Annotated in this window: 18 protein-coding genes; 10 read left to right on the plus strand and 8 right to left on the minus strand. The window is 73.5% G+C overall.

Annotated features, from left to right (window positions below):
- Nucleotides 1–16 precede the first annotated feature (16 nt).
- Together DEJ16_RS11395 and DEJ16_RS11400 are read left to right on the plus strand one after the other, a co-directional pair.
- Nucleotides 17–1,267, plus strand: a complete 1,251-nt coding sequence (locus DEJ16_RS11395) for a sensor histidine kinase (protein WP_110824540.1) — start codon at nucleotides 17–19, stop codon at nucleotides 1,265–1,267.
- Nucleotides 1,264–2,334, plus strand: a complete 1,071-nt coding sequence (locus tag DEJ16_RS11400; RefSeq protein WP_110824539.1) for a hypothetical protein — start codon at nucleotides 1,264–1,266, stop codon at nucleotides 2,332–2,334. The genes DEJ16_RS11395 and DEJ16_RS11400 overlap by 4 nt, the downstream gene beginning before the upstream one ends.
- A gap of 452 nt (nucleotides 2,335–2,786) precedes the next feature.
- On the opposite strand, the gene DEJ16_RS11405 is transcribed toward DEJ16_RS11400, so the two are convergent.
- Nucleotides 2,787–3,038, minus strand: coding sequence for an acyl-CoA carboxylase subunit epsilon (locus DEJ16_RS11405; protein WP_110824538.1), 252 nt, complete (start codon nucleotides 3,036–3,038; stop codon nucleotides 2,787–2,789).
- On the minus strand, nucleotides 3,035–4,630 hold the full coding sequence (locus DEJ16_RS11410) for an acyl-CoA carboxylase subunit beta (RefSeq protein ID WP_110824537.1): 1,596 nt from the start codon (nucleotides 4,628–4,630) through the stop codon (nucleotides 3,035–3,037). Before DEJ16_RS11410 ends, DEJ16_RS11405 begins: the two co-directional genes overlap by 4 nt.
- Before the next feature lie 74 nt (nucleotides 4,631–4,704).
- Here DEJ16_RS11410 and DEJ16_RS11415 point away from each other — a divergent pair, with 74 nt between their 5' ends.
- From DEJ16_RS11415 to DEJ16_RS11425, 3 genes are all read left to right on the plus strand, one after another.
- The gene (locus DEJ16_RS11415) at nucleotides 4,705–5,550 is read left to right on the plus strand and encodes a biotin--[acetyl-CoA-carboxylase] ligase (protein ID WP_110824536.1); all 846 of its coding nucleotides are present in this window, start codon (nucleotides 4,705–4,707) and stop codon (nucleotides 5,548–5,550) included.
- A gap of 4 nt (nucleotides 5,551–5,554) precedes the next feature.
- Complete coding sequence (locus DEJ16_RS11420) at nucleotides 5,555–6,088, plus strand: PH domain-containing protein (RefSeq protein ID WP_110889952.1); 534 nt, start codon at nucleotides 5,555–5,557, stop codon at nucleotides 6,086–6,088.
- Nucleotides 6,089–6,164: 76 nt separating this feature from the next.
- A complete protein-coding gene (locus DEJ16_RS11425; RefSeq protein WP_110824534.1) occupies nucleotides 6,165–7,472 on the plus strand; it encodes a UDP-glucose/GDP-mannose dehydrogenase family protein in 1,308 nt (435 codons plus the stop codon).
- A 64-nt stretch (nucleotides 7,473–7,536) separates the two neighbouring features.
- Here the strand turns inward: DEJ16_RS11425 and DEJ16_RS11430 are convergent, their stop codons facing one another.
- Nucleotides 7,537–8,745, minus strand: a complete 1,209-nt coding sequence (locus DEJ16_RS11430; RefSeq protein WP_110824533.1) for a glycosyltransferase — start codon at nucleotides 8,743–8,745, stop codon at nucleotides 7,537–7,539.
- Between the two features lie 119 nt (nucleotides 8,746–8,864).
- Here DEJ16_RS11430 and DEJ16_RS11435 point away from each other — a divergent pair, with 119 nt between their 5' ends.
- Together DEJ16_RS11435 and DEJ16_RS11440 are read left to right on the plus strand one after the other, a co-directional pair.
- On the plus strand, nucleotides 8,865–10,088 hold the full coding sequence (locus tag DEJ16_RS11435; protein ID WP_181419567.1) for a polysaccharide pyruvyl transferase family protein: 1,224 nt from the start codon (nucleotides 8,865–8,867) through the stop codon (nucleotides 10,086–10,088).
- The gene (locus DEJ16_RS11440; protein WP_110824531.1) at nucleotides 10,085–11,077 is read left to right on the plus strand and encodes a lysylphosphatidylglycerol synthase domain-containing protein; all 993 of its coding nucleotides are present in this window, start codon (nucleotides 10,085–10,087) and stop codon (nucleotides 11,075–11,077) included. The genes DEJ16_RS11435 and DEJ16_RS11440 overlap by 4 nt, the downstream gene beginning before the upstream one ends.
- Before the next feature lie 109 nt (nucleotides 11,078–11,186).
- Here DEJ16_RS11440 and DEJ16_RS11445 read toward each other — a convergent pair whose 3' ends face one another.
- Entirely contained in the window at nucleotides 11,187–12,758 is a 1,572-nt protein-coding gene (locus DEJ16_RS11445; RefSeq protein ID WP_110824530.1) for a DUF2142 domain-containing protein, read from the minus strand.
- Between the two features lie 82 nt (nucleotides 12,759–12,840).
- Nucleotides 12,841–13,341 (minus strand): GtrA family protein, encoded by a 501-nt coding sequence (locus DEJ16_RS11450; RefSeq protein WP_110824529.1) that lies wholly within the window; start codon nucleotides 13,339–13,341, stop codon nucleotides 12,841–12,843.
- Between the two features lie 135 nt (nucleotides 13,342–13,476).
- On the opposite strand from DEJ16_RS11450, the gene DEJ16_RS11455 reads away from it, so the two are divergent.
- From DEJ16_RS11455 to purE, 3 genes are all read left to right on the plus strand, one after another.
- Nucleotides 13,477–14,613: a 5-(carboxyamino)imidazole ribonucleotide synthase gene (locus DEJ16_RS11455; protein ID WP_110824528.1), complete on the plus strand. Its 1,137-nt coding sequence runs from the start codon at nucleotides 13,477–13,479 to the stop codon at nucleotides 14,611–14,613.
- A 108-nt stretch (nucleotides 14,614–14,721) separates the two neighbouring features.
- Nucleotides 14,722–16,728: a glycoside hydrolase family 6 protein gene (locus DEJ16_RS11465; RefSeq protein WP_110824527.1), complete on the plus strand. Its 2,007-nt coding sequence runs from the start codon at nucleotides 14,722–14,724 to the stop codon at nucleotides 16,726–16,728.
- Between the two features lie 78 nt (nucleotides 16,729–16,806).
- Entirely contained in the window at nucleotides 16,807–17,313 is a 507-nt protein-coding gene (gene purE, locus DEJ16_RS11470; protein ID WP_258365940.1) for a 5-(carboxyamino)imidazole ribonucleotide mutase, read from the plus strand.
- Between the two features lie 31 nt (nucleotides 17,314–17,344).
- On the opposite strand, the gene DEJ16_RS11475 is transcribed toward purE, so the two are convergent.
- The 3 genes from DEJ16_RS11475 to DEJ16_RS11485 form a co-directional block, all read right to left on the minus strand.
- Nucleotides 17,345–18,328 (minus strand): GH25 family lysozyme, encoded by a 984-nt coding sequence (locus tag DEJ16_RS11475; RefSeq protein ID WP_146232869.1) that lies wholly within the window; start codon nucleotides 18,326–18,328, stop codon nucleotides 17,345–17,347.
- Between the two features lie 268 nt (nucleotides 18,329–18,596).
- Nucleotides 18,597–19,334, minus strand: a complete 738-nt coding sequence (locus DEJ16_RS11480) for a hypothetical protein (protein WP_110824525.1) — start codon at nucleotides 19,332–19,334, stop codon at nucleotides 18,597–18,599.
- Nucleotides 19,335–19,459: 125 nt separating this feature from the next.
- Entirely contained in the window at nucleotides 19,460–20,602 is a 1,143-nt protein-coding gene (locus DEJ16_RS11485; protein ID WP_110824524.1) for a glycosyltransferase family 1 protein, read from the minus strand.
- Nucleotides 20,603–20,656: the final 54 nt, after the last annotated feature.

A 20,656-nucleotide genomic window follows, 5' to 3' on the forward strand; every position in this document is an offset into this window, starting at 1 on the left:
GCGCCCGGCGGTCCTCGTGACGGCCGAGGCGGTCGTCACGTCGACCTCCACCATGGCGGACCCGTCCCGGTCCGTGCGCGCCACGATCACGCAGGCGTCCCTGGACCGGGCGTTCACGATCCTCATGGCGATCGCGGCGATCGGGTTCGGCGCGGTGAACACACCGTCGCTGTTCAAGCAGCTGCCGTTGCTCGATGCGTTCTGGGCGCCGGCGACGACCATCGTGGTCGGGCTGTCGCTCCTGGCGGTCGGCGCCTCGGCGTTCGCGCAGCGGTGGGCGCAGCCCGCGCAGATCCTCTGCGCGCTGCTGTTCTTCGTCGCGCTGGTGACCTTCCCGCTGACCGTCCGTGAACCGCTCTCCGCGGCCGAGATCCCGTGGCCGTGGTGGCTCTGCAACGTCGGCACCATCGCCGCGTCCCTCAGCTTCGCCACCTGGCGGGCGGCCGTCTACAACGCGCTCGTCCCGATCGTGTACATCGTGCTGCGGTTGTCGCCGGCGGGTGGGGCGGTCGGCCTCCAGCGCGCGCTGCTCGACGGCGTGTACACCGCCGTCCTCGGCACCGCGGCGCTCGTGCTCATCGTGGTGCTGCGCCGGGCCGCCGCGGCCGTGGACGTCGCCCAGGCGACCGCGGTGCGCCGCTACTCGCGGGCGATCCGCGAGCACGCCACCGAGGTCGAGCGCGTCCAGGTCGACGCGATCGTGCACGACAGCGTGCTCACGACCCTGCTGTCCGCAGCCCGGGCGGACACGCCCGAGGCGAAGACACTCGCGGCCCGGATGGCACGCAACGCGATCGACCACCTCGCCGCCGCGGCCGCGGACGGCCCGGGGGAGGACCCGGCGGTGCCGTTCTCCGCACTCCGGGACCGGATCGTCACCTCGGTGACCACGCTCGCCGCTCCCGTCGAGGTACGCAGCGTCCCGTCCGACGGACCCGCCGTGCCGACCTCCGCCGCCGACGCCCTCGCGTCCGCCGCACTGCAGGCAGCGGTCAACAGCGTCCAGCATGCGGGGACGGACGCGCACCGGTGGGTGACGATCGACGCCGCGGGCGGCAGGGTCCGGGTCGAGGTGGCCGACGACGGTGCCGGGTTCGACCAGCGGACGGTCCCCGCCGAGCGACTCGGCGTCCGGCGGTCGATCATCGAGCGGATGGCGGCGGCAGACGGCGTCGCCGAGGTCCTGTCGGCGCCGGGGTCCGGGACGCGTGTCGTGCTCCGGTGGCCCGCGCCGCAGCCGGCCCTCGGGACGGAGGGACTCCGGTGAGGGCGTCGGTCACGGCCGGCAGCGCGACCGGGCTCGCCGCGTTGTTCTCGCTCGTGCACCTGGTGCTCGCCGTGTCCACGCTGCCCACCGACCCCGCCGACGCTGCCCGTGTCGTGTCGTGCATGGTCCTCTACGCCGCGGCCACCGCACTCGCGCTGTTCGTGCGCGGATCGGTGTTGCCGGTGTGGGTCGCGTGCTTCGCGCTCGCCACCGCGATCGTCATGCCCGTCGTCTGTGCGCCGGCGGTCGACCTCAGCGTCGCACCGACCTACTCGACGTGGTGGATCGCGGCGGTCGGCACGCTCATGGTCGTGCTCGCCGTCCGGCAGCGTGGCCCGTTCGCCTGGGCCGGAGTGCTGTTCTGCACCGTGCACTCGGTCGCGTGGGCCGGGCCCGGTGCGCTCGGCGAGCTCGGCGCACTCGGTAGCGTCATCTGGCTGTCGGTCGCGACCGGCTTCGCGATCGCGATGAACCACGCCAACCGGATCACCCGGGACTTCGTCCGGGCCGAGCAGGAGACGGTCGACTGGCAGGCGGCGCAGGACGCGCACGTGTCGGAGCGTCAGGTGCGCCTCGGGCAGACCACCCGGATGGCGCTGCCGATGCTGCAGCGCATCATCGACACCTGCGGCGACCTCGACGCGGACGAGCGCGCGGAGAGCTTGCACCTCGAGCAGGCGATCCGGGACGAGATCCGTGGACGCTCCCTGCTGTCCGACGGCGTCCGGGGCGAGGTGATGCGCCTCCGTCGCCGGGGCGCGGTCGTCCAGCTGCACGACGACGGCGGTCTCGACGACCTCGACGCGACCGAGCTGGCGCGCGTGCATGCCGAACTCGCGGACGCACTGCGGCGTGCGTTCGCTGCCCAGGCGGACAACGTGATCGTGCGGACCGTCCCGGACGGCGCCGACGAAGCCGTGACGGTGGTCGGGCTGCGTCTCGACGCGGCGGAGAGCGAGTCGGCGGCCCTGGGCGCGGCGGACGAGGACGACGACGAGGACGACGACTCGGTGGCGCTCTGGCTGGAGATCCCGCGGGCGGCGCCGGTGACCGCGAGCGGCGCGTAGCCGTACCGCCGCGGGCTCGTGTCGGCACTGCCGCAGGTGCGGGGGCGCACTACCGCGGGCGCAGCACTGCCGCAGGCGCGCCCACACTGCTGCACGGGGTGCCGGAAACGGGAACGGGCCGGTCGGAGCTACCGACCGGCCCGTTCGCGACCCGAGTCAGAGCGACAACCCGAATATCGCCCTGACTCGTCACGGTGGTGGCTTCGTACCCTAGTCGGCCACCGACCGCCGATGCACTTCATCGAAGAACACCGAACAGGGACAATCCTGCCCGCACCGCCGCGGGGTGTCAGTCGTCATTTCGGGGGACAATTGCGCGGATCTGCGCGGATCGGCGGCCCATACGTCCCCCGAGTGAGGGGAGACGGAACGGTGTGTCGCCGCCGCTGACCCCGACGGGACGCGCACCTGGGCGACAGCTGTCGACCGGCTGCACTCGGGGTACACGCGGGTCAGCGGAGTGACCGACTCCACGTGCCCTGGTGCAGAGGGACGCGCATGCCGCGGGCGGAGGCGTCCCACCCCGACCGCGGCGAGTCCTCGGCGCGAGCGCGCCCGGCGGCCGCGGCCTCGTCGGCCTGGCGTTGCAGCACCGCGATGACGGCGGCGAGCTCCTCCGGCGTCGGGTCACCTGCGACGACCCGGACGTCCGCGACCGACGCGGGGGCGTCAGCGGGGACGGCGGCAGCGTGACGCGCGGTCACAGCGGGATGTTCCCGTGCTTCTTCGGCGGCAGGCTCGCCCGCTTGCCCCGCAACGCCCGGAGCGCCTTGATGACCGAGACCCGGGTGGCGTGCGGCTGGATGATGCCGTCGAGCTCACCGCGCTCGGCAGCCAGGTACGGCGACGCGACGTTGTAGGTGTACTCGTTCGCGAGCTTCGTCCGGACCGCGGCGACGTCCTCGCCGGCCTCCTCCGCCCGCTTGATCTCGCTGCGGTACAGGATGTTCACCGCGCCCTGACCGCCCATGACGGCGATCTCGGCGGTCGGCCACGCGAGGTTGATGTCGGCACCGAGCTGCTTCGAGCCCATGACGATGTAGGCGCCGCCGTAGGCCTTGCGGGTGATGACCGTGACGAGCGGCACGGTCGCCTCGGCGTACGCGTAGAGCAGCTTCGCGCCACGGCGGATCACGCCGGTCCACTCCTGGTCGGTGCCGGGCAGGTAGCCGGGCACGTCGACGAGGGTGAGGATCGGGATCCCGAACGCGTCGCAGAAGCGGACGAAGCGCGCGGCCTTCTCGCCGGCGTCGATGTTCAGCGTGCCGGCCATGGCCTGGGGCTGGTTCGCGATGATGCCGACGGTACGACCCTCGACGCGGCCGAAGCCGATCATGATGTTCGGCGCGAAGAGGGGCTGCACCTCGAGGAACTCGCCGTCGTCGACGACGTGCTCGATGATCGTGGTGACGTCGTAGGGCTGGTTCGTCGAGTCGGGGATGACGACGTCGAGCTCGCGGTCGGCGTCGGTCGTCTCGAGTTCCGGTGCGACGTCGTAGCTCGGCGGGTCCGACAGGTTGTTGTCCGGCAGGAAGCCGATGAGCGACCTCGCGTAGTCGAGCGCGTCGGTCTCGTCCTCGGCCAGGTAGTGCGCGACACCGGAGACGGCGTTGTGCGTCTGGGCGCCGCCGAGCTCCTCGAAGCCGACGTCCTCGCCCGTGACGGTCTTGATCACGTCGGGCCCGGTGACGAACATGTGGCTCGTCTTGTCGACCATGATCACGAAGTCGGTGAGGGCGGGGGAGTAGACCGCTCCGCCGGCCGCGGGCCCCATCACGATGGAGATCTGCGGGATGACCCCGGAGGCCGCGGTGTTGAGCCGGAAGATCTCGCCGTACTTGCCGAGCGCGACCACGCCCTCCTGGATGCGGGCGCCGCCGGAGTCGAGGATGCCGATGATCGGCACGCCGGTCTTCAGGGCGTGCTCCATCACCTTGACGATCTTCTCGCCGGCGACCTCGCCGAGGGATCCGCCGAAGACGGTGAAGTCCTGCGCGTAGACCGCGACCTGACGGCCGTGGATCGTGCCGTGTCCGGTGACGACCGCGTCTCCGTAGGGGCGCTTCGACTCCATCCCGAACGCGAAGGTGCGGTGGCGGACGAACTCGTCGAGCTCGACGAAGGAGTTCTCGTCGAGGAGCTGCGCGATGCGCTCCCTGGCGGTCATCTTGCCCTTGGCGTGCTGCTTCGCGATCGCGGCCTCGCCAGCGGCGGTCACGGCTTCGTGGTACCGGTCGCGGAGGTCGGCCAGACGGCCGGCGGTCGTCGAGAGATCGGGGGTGTCTCCTGTGGTCACCCGCTCACCCTACCGGCGGTCCCGACCGCATCCGTTGGAGGACCCCCACGGTTCCGCGCCGTAGGTTTGCGTGCATGTCCACACCGGTCGCGCCCTCGTTCCCCCGTGCCCGTGCCCTCGTCGAAGCGGCCGGAGCGACGTTCGTGGTGCACGCGACGACGGGTTCGACGAACGCCGACCTGCTCCGTGACGCACCCGGCCTCGCGGACGGCAGTGTCGTCGTCACGCTCGACCAGACCGCGGGGCGGGGCCGACTCGACCGCTCCTGGGTGGCACCGGCGGGGCAGACCCTCGCCGCCAGCGTGCTCGTGCGGGCGGGACTCGAACCCCGCGACCGCGGGTGGTTGCCGCTCGTGGCCGGCGCCGCGGTCCGGGACGCGGTCGCCGAGGTCCTCGCCGGTCGGGCACCGGAGCAGGGGCAGCCGGACGAGCCGGTTCGGTCGACCGGGCAGCGGGTCCTGGTGAAGTGGCCGAACGACGTCCTCGTCGACGGCCGCAAGGTGTCCGGCGTCCTCTGCCAGGTGGCGTCCGACGGGTCCGTCGTCGTCGGCGTCGGCGTGAACACGACGATCCCGGTGGAGGCCCTGCCCACCCCGACGGCGACCTCCCTGCTGGTCGCCGGCGCGACCGAGCCGGCCGCAGTGCTCGCCGACACGGTCCTGGCGGACCTCTGGACGGGCCTCCAGGACGCGGTGTCGGGGCTCGCCGCCGGCGGGGCGGCGGCCGAGGCGGTCCGCTCCCACGTGCGGGCGGTCTGCGGGACCGTGGGCCAGCAGGTGCGGCTCGAGTTGCCCGACGGCTCGACGGTCGAGGCGGACGCCACCGGTGTCGACGACGACGGGCGCATCACGATCCGGGACCGGAGCGGCGTGCCCAGGGGCGTCGCGGTGGGGGACGTCACCCACCTGCGCTATGCATGACGGCATGACCGACGAACCGCCGCCCGAGCTGGTCGTGGCGCGGCTCCGACCGCACGCCCGACGGCTCGTCCGTCCGGCGGTGACGGTGGTGCTCGCGGCCGCGGCCGGCGGGTTCGGCTTCGGGGTGTTCCGGGCCGAGCTGGCCTGGCTGAACGTGGTGGTCGCCGTGGTGGCCCTCGCGCTCGTCGTGCTCGGCGGGGTCGTCCCGCTCCTGCGCTGGCTGTCGCAGCGGTACGTCGTCACCACGAGGCGACTCGTCGTCGTGCAGGGTCTCGGGACGCGCACGAGGCGTGAGCTCCTGCACTCCCGCGGGTACGACGTGACCGTGCGACGCCGTGGTGCGCAGGGCCTGTTCCGGTCCGGGGACGTACTCGTGTTCCCGGGGGACGACCCCGCGCTCGTGCTCGCCGACGTCCCGCACGCCGACCTCGTGGTCGCGGTGCTGCACGACCTCGTCGAGGCGCACGAAGCCCGTCGTCGGCACCGGGAACCGGACTGGGACGACATCGTCAGGGGCACCGCACCGCGCGACGCGTGAGTGCTCCGTGGGTCGGGTGGCCGGCCGCGCGGACCACCGTCACGTGGACCGGCCCGGGAACCGGTAGCGTCGTGGCGTGCGTATCTCTGTCATCGGCTGCGGCTACCTCGGTGCCGTGCATGCCGCCTCCATGGCCAAGCTCGGACACGACGTCGTCGCCGTCGACGTCGACCCGGAGAAGATCGAACGGCTCGCCGCCGGTGAGGCACCGTTCTTCGAGCCGGGACTGCCCGAGATCCTCGGCGAAGCGATCGCGTCCGGGCGCATCCGGTTCACCACCGACATGGCCGAGGTGGCCGGGGCCCAGGTGCACTTCCTCGCCGTCGGCACCCCGCAGGGCCCGACCGGCGCCGCCGACCTCCGCTACGTGGACGCGGCGATGGCCTCGCTCACGCCGTTCGTCTCCGCCGGCGAGTTCGTCGTCGGCAAGTCCACGGTGCCCGTCGGCACGGCCGCCCGACTCGGCGCCGACCTGACCGCGGCCGTCCCCGGTGCCACGCTCGTCTGGAACCCCGAGTTCCTCCGCGAGGGCTTCGCCGTGCAGGACACCATCACGCCGGACCGCTTCGTGTACGGCGTCCCGGAGGGCGAGGACGGCCAGCGCGCGGTCGCCGCGCTCGACGAGGTCTACGCCACGGCCCTCGCCGACGGCACCCCGCGCCTGGTCGTCGACCTGGCGACCGCGGAGCTCGTGAAGATCAGCGCGAACGCGTTCCTCGCGACGAAGATCTCCTTCATCAACTCGATGGCCGAGATCGCCGAGGTCGTCGGCGCGGACGTCACGGCGCTCGCCGACGCCATCGGACACGACGCCCGCATCGGCCGCAAGTTCCTTAACGCCGGCCTCGGCTTCGGCGGTGGGTGCCTGCCGAAGGACATCCGTGCGTTCCAGGCCCGGGCCGACGAGCTCGGGGTCGGCGAGTCGCTGGCGTTCCTGGCCGACGTCGACGCCACGAACCTCCGTCGTCGCGCGCACGTCGTCGAGCTCGCGCAGGAGCTGCTCGGCGGTGCCGTCGCGGGCAAGCGGATCGCGGTCCTCGGCCTCGCGTTCAAGCCGAACTCCGACGACGTCCGCGACTCGCCGGCCCTCGACATCGCCGCACGCCTGCGCGACCTCGGGGCGACGGTCGCCTCGTACGACCCGGAGGCCGTGGTCACCGCACGCCGCGTGCACCCCGAGCTCGACTACGCCGAGACCGCCACGGACGCCCTCACCGGTGCCGACCTGGTGCTCGTGCTGACCGAGTGGAACGAGTTCCGCGAACTCGACCCGATGGCGGTGGCGGCCCTCGTGTCCTCGCCGGTCGTCGTCGACGGTCGGAACTGCCTGGACCGCGAGGCCTGGCGCGCCGCCGGCTTCACCTACCGCGGCATGGGGCGCTGACCGCAGCACCGGTCACCGGCTGCGGGACCACCGTCGGGTGGCCCCGCAGCCGAGGACGTCCGGGTCAGCCGGAGCGCCGACCGCCACGGAGCGCCGAGCGGAGCACGTCGCGGTAGCGTGCGCCGATCCGCTCCGTCGCGTACTCGGCGGCGGCAGTGGCAGCGCCTGCCCCGTGGCGCGTCCGTGCCTCGTCGTCGGTCAACTCCCGGACGAGCGCGGCCCGCAGGGCGTCGACGTCGCCGGGGGCCACGAGCAGCCCGGACCGGTCGTCCCGGACGACCTCACGGATGCCGGGCAGGTCGCTCGCGACGATCGCGGCCCCGACCGCGGCGGCCTCGAGCAGCGTCACCGGCAGTCCCTCCTGGTCGCCGTTCGCGGCGGCGACGGAGGGCAGTGCGACCACGGTCGCCGATGCGAGCGTGGCGAGCACCTCCGACTTGCCGCGCTGCCCGAGGAAGGTCACCGGCAGACCGGCGGCCTGCCGTTCCAGGCGCTCCCGCCACGGCCCGTCACCGACGACGGTGAGCGACCACGGGACGTCCTCGACGCCCCGGAGGGCCTCGATGAGGTTCCCGAAGCCCTTCTTCTCGACGAGACGACCGACCGCCACCACGTGCCCCGGTCGGCGGGTCGCCTGCTCGCGGGCGGCGCGGGCCGGTCCGAGGTCGACGCCCATCGGGATCACGCTCGACCGGTCCTCCGGCACGCCCCACTCCGTCAGACGCTCGCGCATCTCGTCGTTGACCGTCGTGACGTGGGCGGAGCGCCCGAACACCCACTGCTTGAGCCGGACGAGCGGGGCGGCGCGAAGCGCGTAGACGTCCCCGCCGTGGGTGGTGACGACGAGGGGGACGCCCGGGGCCGCGAGCGCCGCGACGAAGGCCTGCGGGATCGCCCAGTGCGCGTGGATGACGTCGGGCTTCCCGGCGCGGACGGCACGACGGACCGCGAGCCACTGCGCGGCCACGAGCGCCGGGACCTGCAGGACACGCTTCCGGTCGGCCTTGAGGTTGTCGAGGATCGCGCCGTCCGCGAGGTCCTCGAACCGTCGCGGGAAGTAGGCGAACCGGCGGACCCGGACGCCGTCGACGGTCTCGGCGCGGGCGGCACCCGCGACGCGCGGTGTGAGCACGGCGGTGTCGAACTCGACGGCCTCCTGTCGGGCGAGGTCGAGCACGAACGCGGGGACGCCGTCGTCGGGGTGCGACGGGAACGTCGAGGCGAGCACGAGCAGGCGCGGCCGAGCGGTGGCCGGGCGGGCGGGTTCGGACAAGGGGGGACCTCCCGGTCGTCGGACGATCGCGGTCGGGCGGCCCTGGTCGGGTTGGTACCCTGCTGGAGGCCCGCGGCGCGACCGGTGTGCGGCGCGGCCGGATCCGGAGCAGGAGACCCGTGCGCGTACTCATCCACAATAGCGATTCGCCCCACAACCGAGGCGACCGGGCGATCCTCGCCGGGAACATCGAACTCGCCCGGCGCCGCTGGCCCGGCGCGGAGATCGTGTCGCTCTCGCAGTACCCGGACCGCGACCGCGCCTGGTTCGGCATCCGCTTCCTGCCGATCTCGCCGTACAGCACGGGCATCGGCGACCTCTTCCTGCTGCTGCGGGCCGCGCGCACCGCCGACGTCGTCCTGTGGGGCGGCGGCGAGATCCTCAAGGACTACACGAACAAGCTCGGCCTCGTGTACTGGCTGCTCAAGTTCCTGCTCGTGCGCCTGGTCAACCGGCACGTCGTCGGCGCCTTCCAGGGCATCGGCCCGACCACGGCGTCGATCAGCAAGCGGCTCATCCGCGCGACCGTCGACCTGACCGAGGTGTTCATCGTGCGCGACGAGGAGTCGCGCGACAAGCTGCTGTCCTGGGGCGTGCGGACGCCGGTCATCTCGTCCTTCGACCCGGCCGTGGTGGGCACCGTCACCGCTCCCGACGCCGACGTCCTCGCGCGCCTCGAACGCGCCACGGGTCTCACCGCAGAGCGCCTCGACGGGTCGGTCGGCATCGGCGTGCGTCGCTGGTTCCACTACAAGCGCAGCGGCTGGATCCCGTTCCGCTTCATCCCGAAGGCCCTCCGCCGATCCCAGGAGGAGTCGGCGGACCTCCTGACCTACCGTGCCGCACTCGCCGAGCTCGTCGACACCGTCGTGGAACGCTGGGACGCGGACGTCGTGTTCTACCCGATGCACATGGAGGCGTCCGAGGGCGACGCCGCCTTCGCCCGCGAGGTCATCGCCGGCATGCGGCACGGCGACCGGACGTTCGTCGTCGAGGCGGACGACTTCTCGCCCGCCGAGTACGCGGGCCTGATGTCGCGGAGCCGCCTGTTCATCGCCAGCCGTCTGCACTCGGCGATCGTCGCGACCATCGCCGGCGTGCCCGCCACGGTCCTCTACTACGTCGACAAGGGCCGGCTGTTCTTCGAGCAGATCGGCCAGCAGCGCTACGCCCGCCCGATCGAGGACGCCCTCACGCCGACGTTCGTCGCCGACGTCGTCGCGTCGCTCGAGGACCTCGACGAGCACCGTGACCGGGTCGTCACCGACCTCGCCGCCGGAGTGACCCGGATGACCGACGCGCTGCACGCCGACTTCGCGCGCGGCACCGGGGGCGGCGCGTGAGTCCGACGACCAAGAAGGTCCTGCGGCGCGCGGCCCCGATCGTCTTCTACGTCCTGCTCGCGCTCTTCCTGTTCCTCTACGTCCGCAGTGTCGACTGGGGCCAGCTCGCCGGCATCCGGTGGAACTGGTGGTGGGTCGCGGTCGCGACGGCGATCAGCCTCGGCTTCCGCTACTGGGGCGTCGGGATCTGGTTCTTCCTGCTCCGTCGGCTCGGTGCCACCGGTCTGCAGGGCAGCGGCGTCGCGCTGACGTTCGTCTACGCGAAGTCCTGGATGGGTCGCTACATCCCGGGCGCCGCGACCTGGATCATCGGCAAGGTGTACTTCGCGTCGAAGCACGGCGTCTCGCGCGCCCGTCTCGGGGTCAGCGGCCTGCTCGAGGGCGCACTGCAGATCGCGGCCACGCTCGCGCTCGCGCTGGTGCTGCTGCTCATCGACCCGCGGACGCACGAGCTGGACCCGTGGATCATCGTGCTGATGGTCATCGCCTTCGTCGGTTGCGTCGTGTGCCTCGTCCCGAAGGTGTTCGTCTTCCTCATCAGCACGGCACTGCGGATCCTCCGCCGTCCGCCGCTCGACGCCGATGTCGCGCCGAACCTGGGGACCGTCCTCGGCGGCGCCGGTCTCTACGTGGCCGGCGCGGTGCTGTCCGGCACGGCGTACTACTTCATCACGCTCGCGGTCTACCCGGGACTCGACGTGCGCGACGCCGCGTTCGTCATCGGTGCCGCGAGCATGGCGTCGGCCATCAGCATGCTCGCGGTGTTCGCCCCGGGCGGGCTCGGCGTCCGCGAGGGCGTCCAGGCGCTGCTGCTCGGCCTCGTCATGCCGGTGCCGATCGCGCTCGTGGTCGTGGTCGTCACCCGTGTCTGGAGCCTCGCGGTCGACGCACTGTTCCTGCTGACGGCGGCGGTCCCGACGTGGTTCGCGCGGCGACGCCACGAGGACGAGGTCGGACCCGCCGACGTGGAGCCGGCGCCCGGCCACTGAGCGGCGCCGCGTCGGCCGACCCCGGTCAGCACTTCCGCTCCGCTCCGGCTGCTCGACGACGGGTGCTCGGCGGCGGGCTCCGTGCCGGGCGCTCTGCGGAGCGTCGGTCTCAGACGATCGTCGTCGTACGCTCAGTGGCGTCGGGGAGGCGGGCCGGGCCTCCCGTCCGGACGACCGCGACCACCGTCGCGACGAGACCCGCCACGACGAGCAGCAGCACGACCGCGACGAGCGCCGGTGGCACCGGGCCGAGCGCCTCGTACCGGGCGACGCCGGCGGCGGTCAGGGGGGACCGAGCGGCGTTCCAGAACCAGCTCGCGACGACGCCGAGGCCGTAGAGCCCGATGCCGGGCAGCACCACCGCGAGCCCGACCGCCAGGCCGTCGCCCGCGCGACCGCGGGGCGCGAGGCGGCGCCAGGCCACCGCACTGAGGGCCACGAGGCAGACGATCGCCGGGAAGTAGTAGCGTCCCTGGGTCGCGGCGACCTCGGTCGTGGTCAGGTAGGCGTGGGCGCTCGTGTACGTCTGGATGCCGATGAGGAGCGCCGGGAACACGGCGAGTACCAGCACGGTGCGCCGGTCGGGGGCGCGTCGGAAGGCGAAGGCGAGGACGACGACCAGCGCGACCAGCGTGAGCAGGCTCGTCAGCAGGTCACCGATGCTCACCTGCGCCTTGATCCCGGGGCTGCCCCAGAAGGTCCTGGCGAGCGTGCCCCAGCTGACGTCGAGGAAGTGCGCGAGGGTCGGGTGCTCGCCGGGCGGGAAGTCCTTGGGCGGTCGCATGGCGGTGTAGCCGTTCGGCTGCACGCGTCCGTACGTGACGATGTTGTGCAGCCACCACCACGCCCCGATGAGGCCCGCGACACCGACGGTGACGACGGTGCGGAGCAGTCGGCGACGCAGCGTCAGCGCCCCGGCGCCGGCGACGAGCGCGACCAGCGCCACGAAGGGGACCGCGGGCAGGCCCGTGCCCTTGATCCAGATGAGAGCGCCGAGCGCGACGCCGAGCGCGACCGTCGTGCGCCACCGCAGGTCGCCCGTGAGCAGCCGCACGGACAGCCAGACGACGACGCCGGCGAACAGCATCACCGGGGCGTCGTTCGAGACGGAGGACGCGATCGAGGCGAGCTGCGGGGTGGCGAAGAGCGCGAGCGCACCGATCAGCGCGGCCCGTGGGGACCGGGTGAGCCGACGGACGGAGGCCCAGGTCAGCAGCGGCAGGAGGGTCACCGCGGCCACGTCCACCAGCCGGAGGGCGAGGACGGCGTGGTCCCAGCGGAGGTCGGCGAAGTGCAGCGCCTTGAGGACGACGGCACCGACGAGGTAGGCGGTCGGGGGGTGCTGCGTCATCTGGTCCACGGTGCTCGACTCGCCCGGAGCGCCGCCGAGCAGTTCCGCGAAGTCAGACCACTCGGACTTCGGCAGGGTCGCCTGCTGTGCGGCGGCGGCCTGCACGGCGTTGAGGACGTGCATCTCGCCGGGCGCGACCCACGGATCGCCGATCGCCAGGTGCACGGTCGCGTCGATGTGGGCGGTCTCGTCCGGTGCCTGGAAGACCGGGACGACGAGGGCCCAGACGAGCAGCCAGAGGCCGAAGGTCACCGTCACGACGGCCACGGCGATCCGTTCCGCCCGGGTCGCGGGCGGGTGGTCGGCTCGGCGTCCGGTCGTCGTCAGCACCGGGCCATCCTACGGTCCGGCCGCCTCGGGGCTGCCGGAAGAGCACGACGCGGACCGTCGCGATGGGGCCCTGGCCGGGCGGTCAGCCCTCCCGGACCGACATCCGTTCGCGCTCCGGCTCGGTGCCGGCCGTGCTGCGTCGCGCGGTCTCCTGCTCGACGCGGTCGGGGTGGTATACCCAGACCTTGTAGAGCCAGAAGCGGAACACCGTGCCGAGCGCGAGTCCGATGACGTTGCCCGAGATGTTGTCGGCGAGCGCCGAGGTGAAGCCGAGCACGTAGTGGGAGACGCCGAGGCAGCCGAGCGAGATCACCATGCCGCCGAGGGAGACGATCACGAACTCGACGCCCTCGCGTGCGGCCACCGAACGGCGCTGGTGCCGGAACGTCCAGTAGCGGTTGCCGACCCAGTTCACGACGATCGCGACGGCCGTGGAGACGACCTTCGCCCAGAACGGCCCGGAGTGCACGTGCTCGGGGGAGAGGACGGTGGCGCGGAGGAGGTTGAACACCGAGAAGTCGACGACGAAGCCGACCGCTCCGACGACGCCGAAGCGCGCGAGCTGTGCGATGAGTCGGCGCACGGGGTCTCCTGGTCCGTAGAGTTGTCGCTGGCCGACCAGCGGGGTCGGGACGAGGCGGATCGACGATCGGCCTCGGAGGAGTGTAGTCGAGCGGGTCTCCGGAGCACGCGGGGAACGGCGGAAGGAACACACAGGATGGCGTTGCGCGTCGGAGTCGTCGGTGGAGGGCAGCTCGCCCGGATGATGGTCCCCGCGGCCGTCGAACTCGGTCTGGACATCCGGGTGCTCGCGGAGGGTCCCGGGATGTCCGCCGCGATCGCCGCCACCGCGGAGGGCGACCACCGTGACGCGGCGACCGTGCTCGCGTTCGCCCGGGACGTCGACGTCCTGACCTTCGACCACGAGCACGTGCCGCAGGACGTCCTCCGCACGCTCGTCGACGCCGGTGTCGCTGTGCACCCGGGGCCGGACGCGCTCGCGGTGGCGCAGGACAAGATCGTGATGCGCACCCGGTTGACCGCCCTCGGCGTGCCCGTCCCGGACTGGGCCGTCGTGCACGACGCGGCCGAGCTCCGCACGTTCCTCGACGAGCACGGCGGCCGTGCGGTCGTGAAGACGCCGCGCGGCGGCTACGACGGCAAGGGCGTCCGGGTGGTCCACGACCCGTCGGACGTCGACGACTGGTTCCTCGCCGTGGCCGAGTCGGCCTCCGGGCAGGCCCTGCTCGTCGAGGAGCTCGTGCCGTTCACCCGGGAACTCGCGCAGTCCGTCGCCCGGCGCCCCTCCGGGCAGGTCGTCGCCTGGCCGCTCGTCGAGACCGTGCAGCGCGACGGCGTGTGCGCGGAGGTCGTCGCGCCGGCACCGTCGAGTGCCGGGCGGCTCGCGGACGAGGCCGAGTCGCTCGCGGTCCGGATCGCCGAGGAACTCGGCGTCACCGGTGTGCTGGCGGTCGAGCTGTTCCAGACCGACGACGAGCGGATCCTGGTCAACGAGCTCGCCATGCGGCCGCACAACACCGGCCACTGGTCGATCGACGGCGCGACGACCAGCCAGTTCGAACAGCACCTCCGCGCGGTCCTCGACCTGCCGCTCGGTGCGACGGGGATGCACGCGCCGGCCGTGGTCATGGTGAACGTGCTCGGTGGTCCCGCCGACGGTGACCTGGCCGCTCGCTACCCGGCGGCGCTCGAGGCGTTCCCCGAGGCGAAGTACCACTTCTACGGCAAGGACCCGCGTCCGGGGCGCAAGGTCGGCCACGTGACGGTCGTCGGACAGGACGTCGACGACGTCGTGTACCGGGCCCGGGCGGCCGCGGCGCACTTCGACGACTGACGGTCGGACGGGAACTCGCGGGCCGCCCGCGTCGACGTCACCCGCGCGGGTGGCACCCGGTCTGGGAACTCGTCAGGTGCCGGCCGGAGTGGTGCGATGAGACGGTCCGTGTCCGCCGTCCTGGAGCCCACCGTGTCCCGCCGCACCCTCCGTCGCGTCTCCTCCGTCCCGCGCCTGGTCGTCGGCGCCGCCGCCGCCATGGCCGCCGTGTCGCTCGTCGGCGCCGTCGTCCCGGCCGACCCCGCGGTCTCGGCGACACGTGACGTGCGCACGGCCACGTCGACACAGCTCTACGGCGCCGGACAGTACCGCTCCCCGACGAGCGAGGCGGCGAAGGCCGCGACGGCACTGCAGACCACCGACCCGGCCGGTGCCCGCGCCGCGGCGACCATCGCGCAGTACCCGGTGGCGACCTGGCTGGGCGAGTGGGCGACGGGCTCGGTGCTCACGAAGACGATCGACACCGCCACCGCCGGCGCCGCGGCGAACGGCACGACCGCGGTCTTCGTCGTGTACGCGATCCCGGACCGGGACTGCGGCGGCTACTCGGCGGGTGGCTTCGACGAGCGCTCGTACGACGGCTGGGTCGACCAGATCGTCGCCCGACTGGCCGGCAAGCGGGCCGCGGTGGTCGTCGAGCCGGACTCGCTGGCGATGCTGAGCAACGCGGCGTGCACCTCCACGCTCGACGAGCAGCGCTACCGGATCCTCTCCCGCACGGTCGCCGCCTTCACCGCGGCGGGTGTCCCCGCCTACCTCGACGCCGGCAACTCGAACTGGGTGCCCCCGGCGACGATGGCCGCGCGACTGCAGCGGGCCGGTGTGCAGGACGCGCGCGGGTTCTCGACCAACGTCGCCAACTACTACCCGACGGCGCAGGAGCAGGCGTACGCGCAGAAGGTGTCGGCGCTCACCGGCGGCGCGCACTACGTGATCGACACGTCGCGGAACGGGCAGGGCTGGCGCGGCACCTGGTGCAACGCGCCGGGCGCCGGCCTGGGCACCGCACCGCGGGTGGTCACGGACGGCACCGCACTCGACGCGCTGCTCTGGGTGAAGACACCCGGCGCGAGCGACGGCACGTGCAACGGCGGACCGGCAGCGGGCAAGTGGTACTCCGCGTACGCACAGGCCCTTGTGGCGAACGCCGCGCTCGCGACCGCCACGACGTCCAGCGCCATCGGGACGGTCGACCGCGTCGACGGTGGTGTCTCCACCGTCCGTGTCTCGGGCTGGGCGGCGGACCAGACGGCGTCGACGACGCCGCTGCCCGTCCGGGTGTGGGTCGACGGGTCCACCGCCGGCACGACGACGGCCGACCGGCCACGGCAGGACGTCGCGGACTCCTACGGCGTCGGCGCCGACCACGGCTACGACCTGACGCTCCCCGCCGCTGCGGGGAGTCACGAGGTCTGCGTCAGCACCACCTCCGTCGCGGGGGTCACCACCCGGCTCGGGTGCCAGACGGTGAGCGTCACCGGGCACGACCCCGCGGTCGTGCTCGAGTCCGCGACGGTCGTGGCGGGCGGCATCCGCGTCCGGGGGTGGGCCGCCGACGCCGACGACCCGACGAGCCCGGTGCAGACCGCACTGCTCGTCGGCGGGAAGGCCGCCCGCAGTGTCGCCGCGGACCGGTCCCGCCCGGACGTGATGGCGTTCGCGGGACTCGGCACCGCGCACGGCTTCGACGCCGTCGTCCCGGCGGGCGCCGGCACGCACACGGTCTGCGCCCGTGCGACCAACGTCGGCCCGGGCGCGGACACGACGGGGACCTGCACGCGGGTGGTGGTGGCCGCGAGTGCGCCCCGCGCACGGCTCGAGCAGGTCGTGTCCGCGAGCCACCGCAGGGTCACCGTCTCCGGCTGGGCCTTCGACCGGGAGGGGACCGACCGCGCCACCGCGGTCGTCGTCCGGGTCTCGGGTCGTCCCGCCGTCACGGTGACCGCGGACGCGGAGCGCGCGGACGTCGACCGCTCCTACGGCGTCGGGACGGCGCACGGCTTCTCGGCCGTGGTGCCGGCCGTGACCGGGCGGCGCTCGGTCTGCGTCACGGTGACGGGCATCGGGGCCGGTGGCGACCGGTCGCTCGGCTGCCACACGGTCCGGGTCCGCTGACCGCGCGGACCGCAGACCGCTCACCGCCCGGCGGAGACGATGCCGCTGGCAGGGGAGCCGCGCGGCTAGGCTCGACGGGTGACCGACACCACCGCCGCACCGCTCGTCTCGATCATCATGGGCTCGGACTCCGACTGGCCCACCATGCGCGCAGCCGCCGAGACCCTCGACGCGCTCGGCATCCCCTTCGAGGCCGACGTGGTCTCCGCACACCGCACGCCCGACAAGATGATCCGCTTCGGACGGGAGGCCGCCGACCGCGGGATCCGGGTCGTCATCGCCGGGGCCGGGGGCGCCGCGCACCTCCCGGGCATGGTGGCCTCGGTCACCACGCTGCCGGTCATCGGCGTGCCGGTGCAGCTCGCTCGTCTCGACGGTCTCGACTCGCTGCTGTCGATCGTGCAGATGCCGGCGGGCATCCCCGTCGCGACGATGGCGATCAACGGTGCCGCCAACGCGGGGCTCTTCGCCGCACGGATCATCGGCTCCACGGACCCAGCGGTCGCGGCAGCCCTGCGCGAGCACGCGGCCGACCTCGAGCAGGTCGTCGAGCGGAAGGCGCAGGCGCTGCGCGACGCACTCTGAGCCGGCGGCGGCGGCGCAGCGCGGCCCGCCCTCACTCCCGCTCGGCGGCGAACGCGCGCAGGTTCGACATCGACGACCAGTAGACGTCCTGGTCGCCGGGGAACACCCCGCTCGCGGCCCACTGCCAGAACGTCCACCGCTTCCAGCTCCGGCCGAGCGTGCCCGGCGAGGTGAAGTCGTGCACGGGGTAGATCGCGACGAACAGTGGGTTCGAGGCGAACCGGATGCTGTTGTTGGTGCACTGCTTCCACCAGTCGGTGGTGGTGTAGATCGCCGGGTAGCGACCGGTCCGCTGGTGCACGGTGTCCGAGAAGCTCCGGATCCAGGTGCGCATCCGCTCCCAGCTCAGGCCGTAGCAGGTGCCCTGCGCGGCACTGCCGTACTCGATGTCGAGCAACGGGGGCAGCGTCCACCCGTCCGGGTTCCACTGGCCCATGGACTTGAAGAAGAACTCGGCGGTCGCGCGCCCACTGGCCTGGCTCGGCTGCGCGTAGACGTAGCCGCCGCGGACGAGCCCCGCTGCGCGCGCCGCTTCGTACTGCTGCACGTACGTCCGGCTCTGGTAGGTGACGCCCTCGGTCGCCTTCACGTAGGCGAACCGCGCGCCGTTGCGGTAGGCGGCGCGGAAGTCGACGTCGGGCTGCCACGCGCTGACGTCCATGCCCTGCACCTTGCCCGGGGGCGGGCCGCCGGCCGCGGTCGTCGCCTCGGGTGCGACCGTCCCCTGCGGCACGGTCGTGGCCCGGCCGGCGGCGTCACCGGTCTGGGCCGCGTGCGCGGCGATGCTCGCACCCATCGCGTGGTCGCCGACGGCGTCCATGGTCGCGAGGGACGGGTCGGGCCGGCCCGTGGTGGCGGCGACGGTGGTCGCCGTGGCCGGCGCGGTCGCCGCACCGGCGGGCTCGGCGCCGGCGCCGAAGCCCGGCACGAGCACCTGCCCACCGACCAGTGCCGACGCGCAGACGAGCGTCAACCCGAGCGTGGACCGTCGACGGAAGCGTGGTCGAGTTCCCATGTCGTCCTCCCCAGGACGCAGCGTCGTCGCTGCGGTCGTGGCGGCCCTGATCGCCGCCGTTCCGGCAGCGATGGTACCGGGCGTGTCCGTCGTCCGGGGTGCTCCCCGCGGCCAGCGGCCAGGACCGGCGTCCGCCGGGGGAGCGGGAGCCGGACGGGAGGCCCGCCGCACGTCCGCGCGCCGCGCACGTCCGGCGCGGCGCGTGCTGGACCCGGCGAGGGTGGGCGGTGCGCTCGACGGTGGCGCGCCTCCCGGCGGTGTCCCGGCGTCAGCCGACGCTGGCGGCGCCCGTCCTGCCGTCGACGCGGACGGTGCTCGTGGTGCCGGATGCGCTGACCGTGGCGGTCCACGAGGGCGTCGCCGCCGTGCCCGCGAGCGTGAGCGAGCTCAGGGTGCTCCCCGCGACGGCACCGGTCGCCGCTTCCGCGGCGGCGTCCGCCCGGGTCTGCAGGTTCGCCGTCCGTGCGACGTTGGCGGCCTTCGTGGCAGCGTCGGCGTCCTTCGGGAACGGGCCCGAGGTCACGCGACCCAGCGTCGCGGAGACGACCGACTGGGTCAGCGACCCGTCCGGACCCGCGACCAGGACGGTCCACTGGTCACCCGAGCCGGCGAGGGAGACCACGGTGCCGCCGCCCGCCGCGGCGATGCCCTGGGCCGTCACCGTCGACCAGTCCACGCTGACCGGGGTGTCGACACCGCTCCCGTTGCCCGTGCCCTGGCCGCTGCCGTCGCTCTGACCGCCGCCGTCGCCGGTACCGGTCGAGGGCGCGGTGCCACCGGTGTCCGGCGCCGCGGACGCGCCGTCGCCCCCGGTCGTCGGCGCGGGGGCGGTCGGGGCCGAGGCGGAGGGGGTGCTGGTCGGCGTCGCGGTCCGCGTGCTGGTCGCACTCGCCGACCGCGTCGGCGCGGGCTGGTCCGGACCGGCGCACGCGGTCAGCACGGTCGTCAGCCCGACGGCGAGCGTCAACGAGGTGAGGAGGACCGGGGTGCGACGAGAGCGGCTCATGCCAGCGATGATGACAGCCGGTCGGCGTCGTCCGGGAACCCGACACGGCCGCCGACGGAAGCGATGCCGTCCCGTGACCCGAGCACCGCGCCGGGCGACCGCGCGTACCGGCGTGCCCGGTGCGGTCACAGGTCGGCGTGCAGCTGCCAGACCTCGTTGGCGGAGTCCTGCCAGGTGAACATGCGGGCTCGGTCCGGGCCGGCCACCGCGAGCCGGGCGGCGAGGGTCGGGTCGTTGACCACCTGGTACACCGCCTGCGCGAGTCGTTCCGGGTAGCTCTCGAGCGCGTTCCGGGCGACGGTGACGCCCGCGTCGGCGGCGACCTCGCGCACGGCCGCGTCGTCGGAGTGCACGACCGGGGTGCCGAAGCTCATCGCCTCGACCACGGGCAGCCCGAAGCCCTCGGCGAGGCTCGGGAACACGAACACCGACGCGCGGTCGTACGCGACGGCGAGGTCGGCGTCGTCCACCCGCCCGAGCACCTTGACGCGCTCGGGAGCCAGACCCACCCGCTCGGCGGTGCCGTGCACGTCGACGTCGCCCCAGCCGTCGGGGCCGGCGATCACGAGCGGGACGTCGGTGGGCGCGTCCGGGTGCGCCATCGCCTCGATCAGGTACGCGAGCCCCTTGCGCGGCTCGAGCGTCCCGACGGCGAGGACGTACCGTTCGGGCAGGCCGAGGCGTTCCGCCCGCAGGTCCGCGTCGACGGGGACCGTGAGCCGTCCGCCCGGTGCGCCGCCGATGACCCGGATCCGGTCGTCGAACCGGTGGATGGCGTTGAGGTCGGCCGCGACCGCGTGCGTGGGGACCACGACCGCGTCGGCGTGCCGCCACGCCCGCTTCACCATGGCCTTGTGGAAGTGCACGCCGCGCGGGGTGAGCGTCTCCGGGTGCGTCCAGGGCACGGTGTCGTGCACCGTGACGACGGTCTGGTGGCCGAGGTCCTGGAACCGGTCGTGCTTGACCAGGGGTGCCAGGACGCTCGGGGCGTGGACCATGCCGGCGGAGGCGCCGCGGGCGAGACCCGCCTGCCAGGCCAGTGCGAGTTCCCGTCGGGGGAGGGCGAGCCGCTGCAGCCCGCTCAGGCCCGGGAGCAGCGTGCGGAGCCGCTGGAGCTCCGCTCCGGACGCCGCGGAGACGACGGCCTCGACGTCGCACCCGTCCGGTGCGGTGGCGACGAGCTGCCGGGTGAGTTCCTCCGCGTAGCGGCCGATCCCGCCGGGGACCGGTGCGATCACCTGGTCCACGATCACGCGGAGTGTGGGCATGGGCGGCTCCTCGTGGTGCTGGTGAACGGACCCCGACCCTACCAGCCGGACCGG

This window comes from Curtobacterium sp. MCJR17_055 (genome assembly GCF_003224335.1).
Taxonomy (GTDB): domain Bacteria; phylum Actinomycetota; class Actinomycetes; order Actinomycetales; family Microbacteriaceae; genus Curtobacterium.

Coding starts and splice junctions, on each gene's coding strand:
- DEJ16_RS11415 (WP_110824536.1), top strand. CDS start 4,705: ATGTCCACACCGGTCGCGCCCTCGTTCCCCCGTGCCCGTGCCCTCGTC.
- DEJ16_RS11420 (WP_110889952.1), top strand. CDS start 5,555: ATGACCGACGAACCGCCGCCCGAGCTGGTCGTGGCGCGGCTCCGACCG.
- DEJ16_RS11455 (WP_110824528.1), top strand. CDS start 13,477: ATGGCGTTGCGCGTCGGAGTCGTCGGTGGAGGGCAGCTCGCCCGGATG.
- DEJ16_RS11475 (WP_146232869.1), bottom strand. CDS start 18,328: ATGGGAACTCGACCACGCTTCCGTCGACGGTCCACGCTCGGGTTGACG.
- DEJ16_RS11480 (WP_110824525.1), bottom strand. CDS start 19,334: ATGAGCCGCTCTCGTCGCACCCCGGTCCTCCTCACCTCGTTGACGCTC.
- DEJ16_RS11485 (WP_110824524.1), bottom strand. CDS start 20,602: ATGCCCACACTCCGCGTGATCGTGGACCAGGTGATCGCACCGGTCCCC.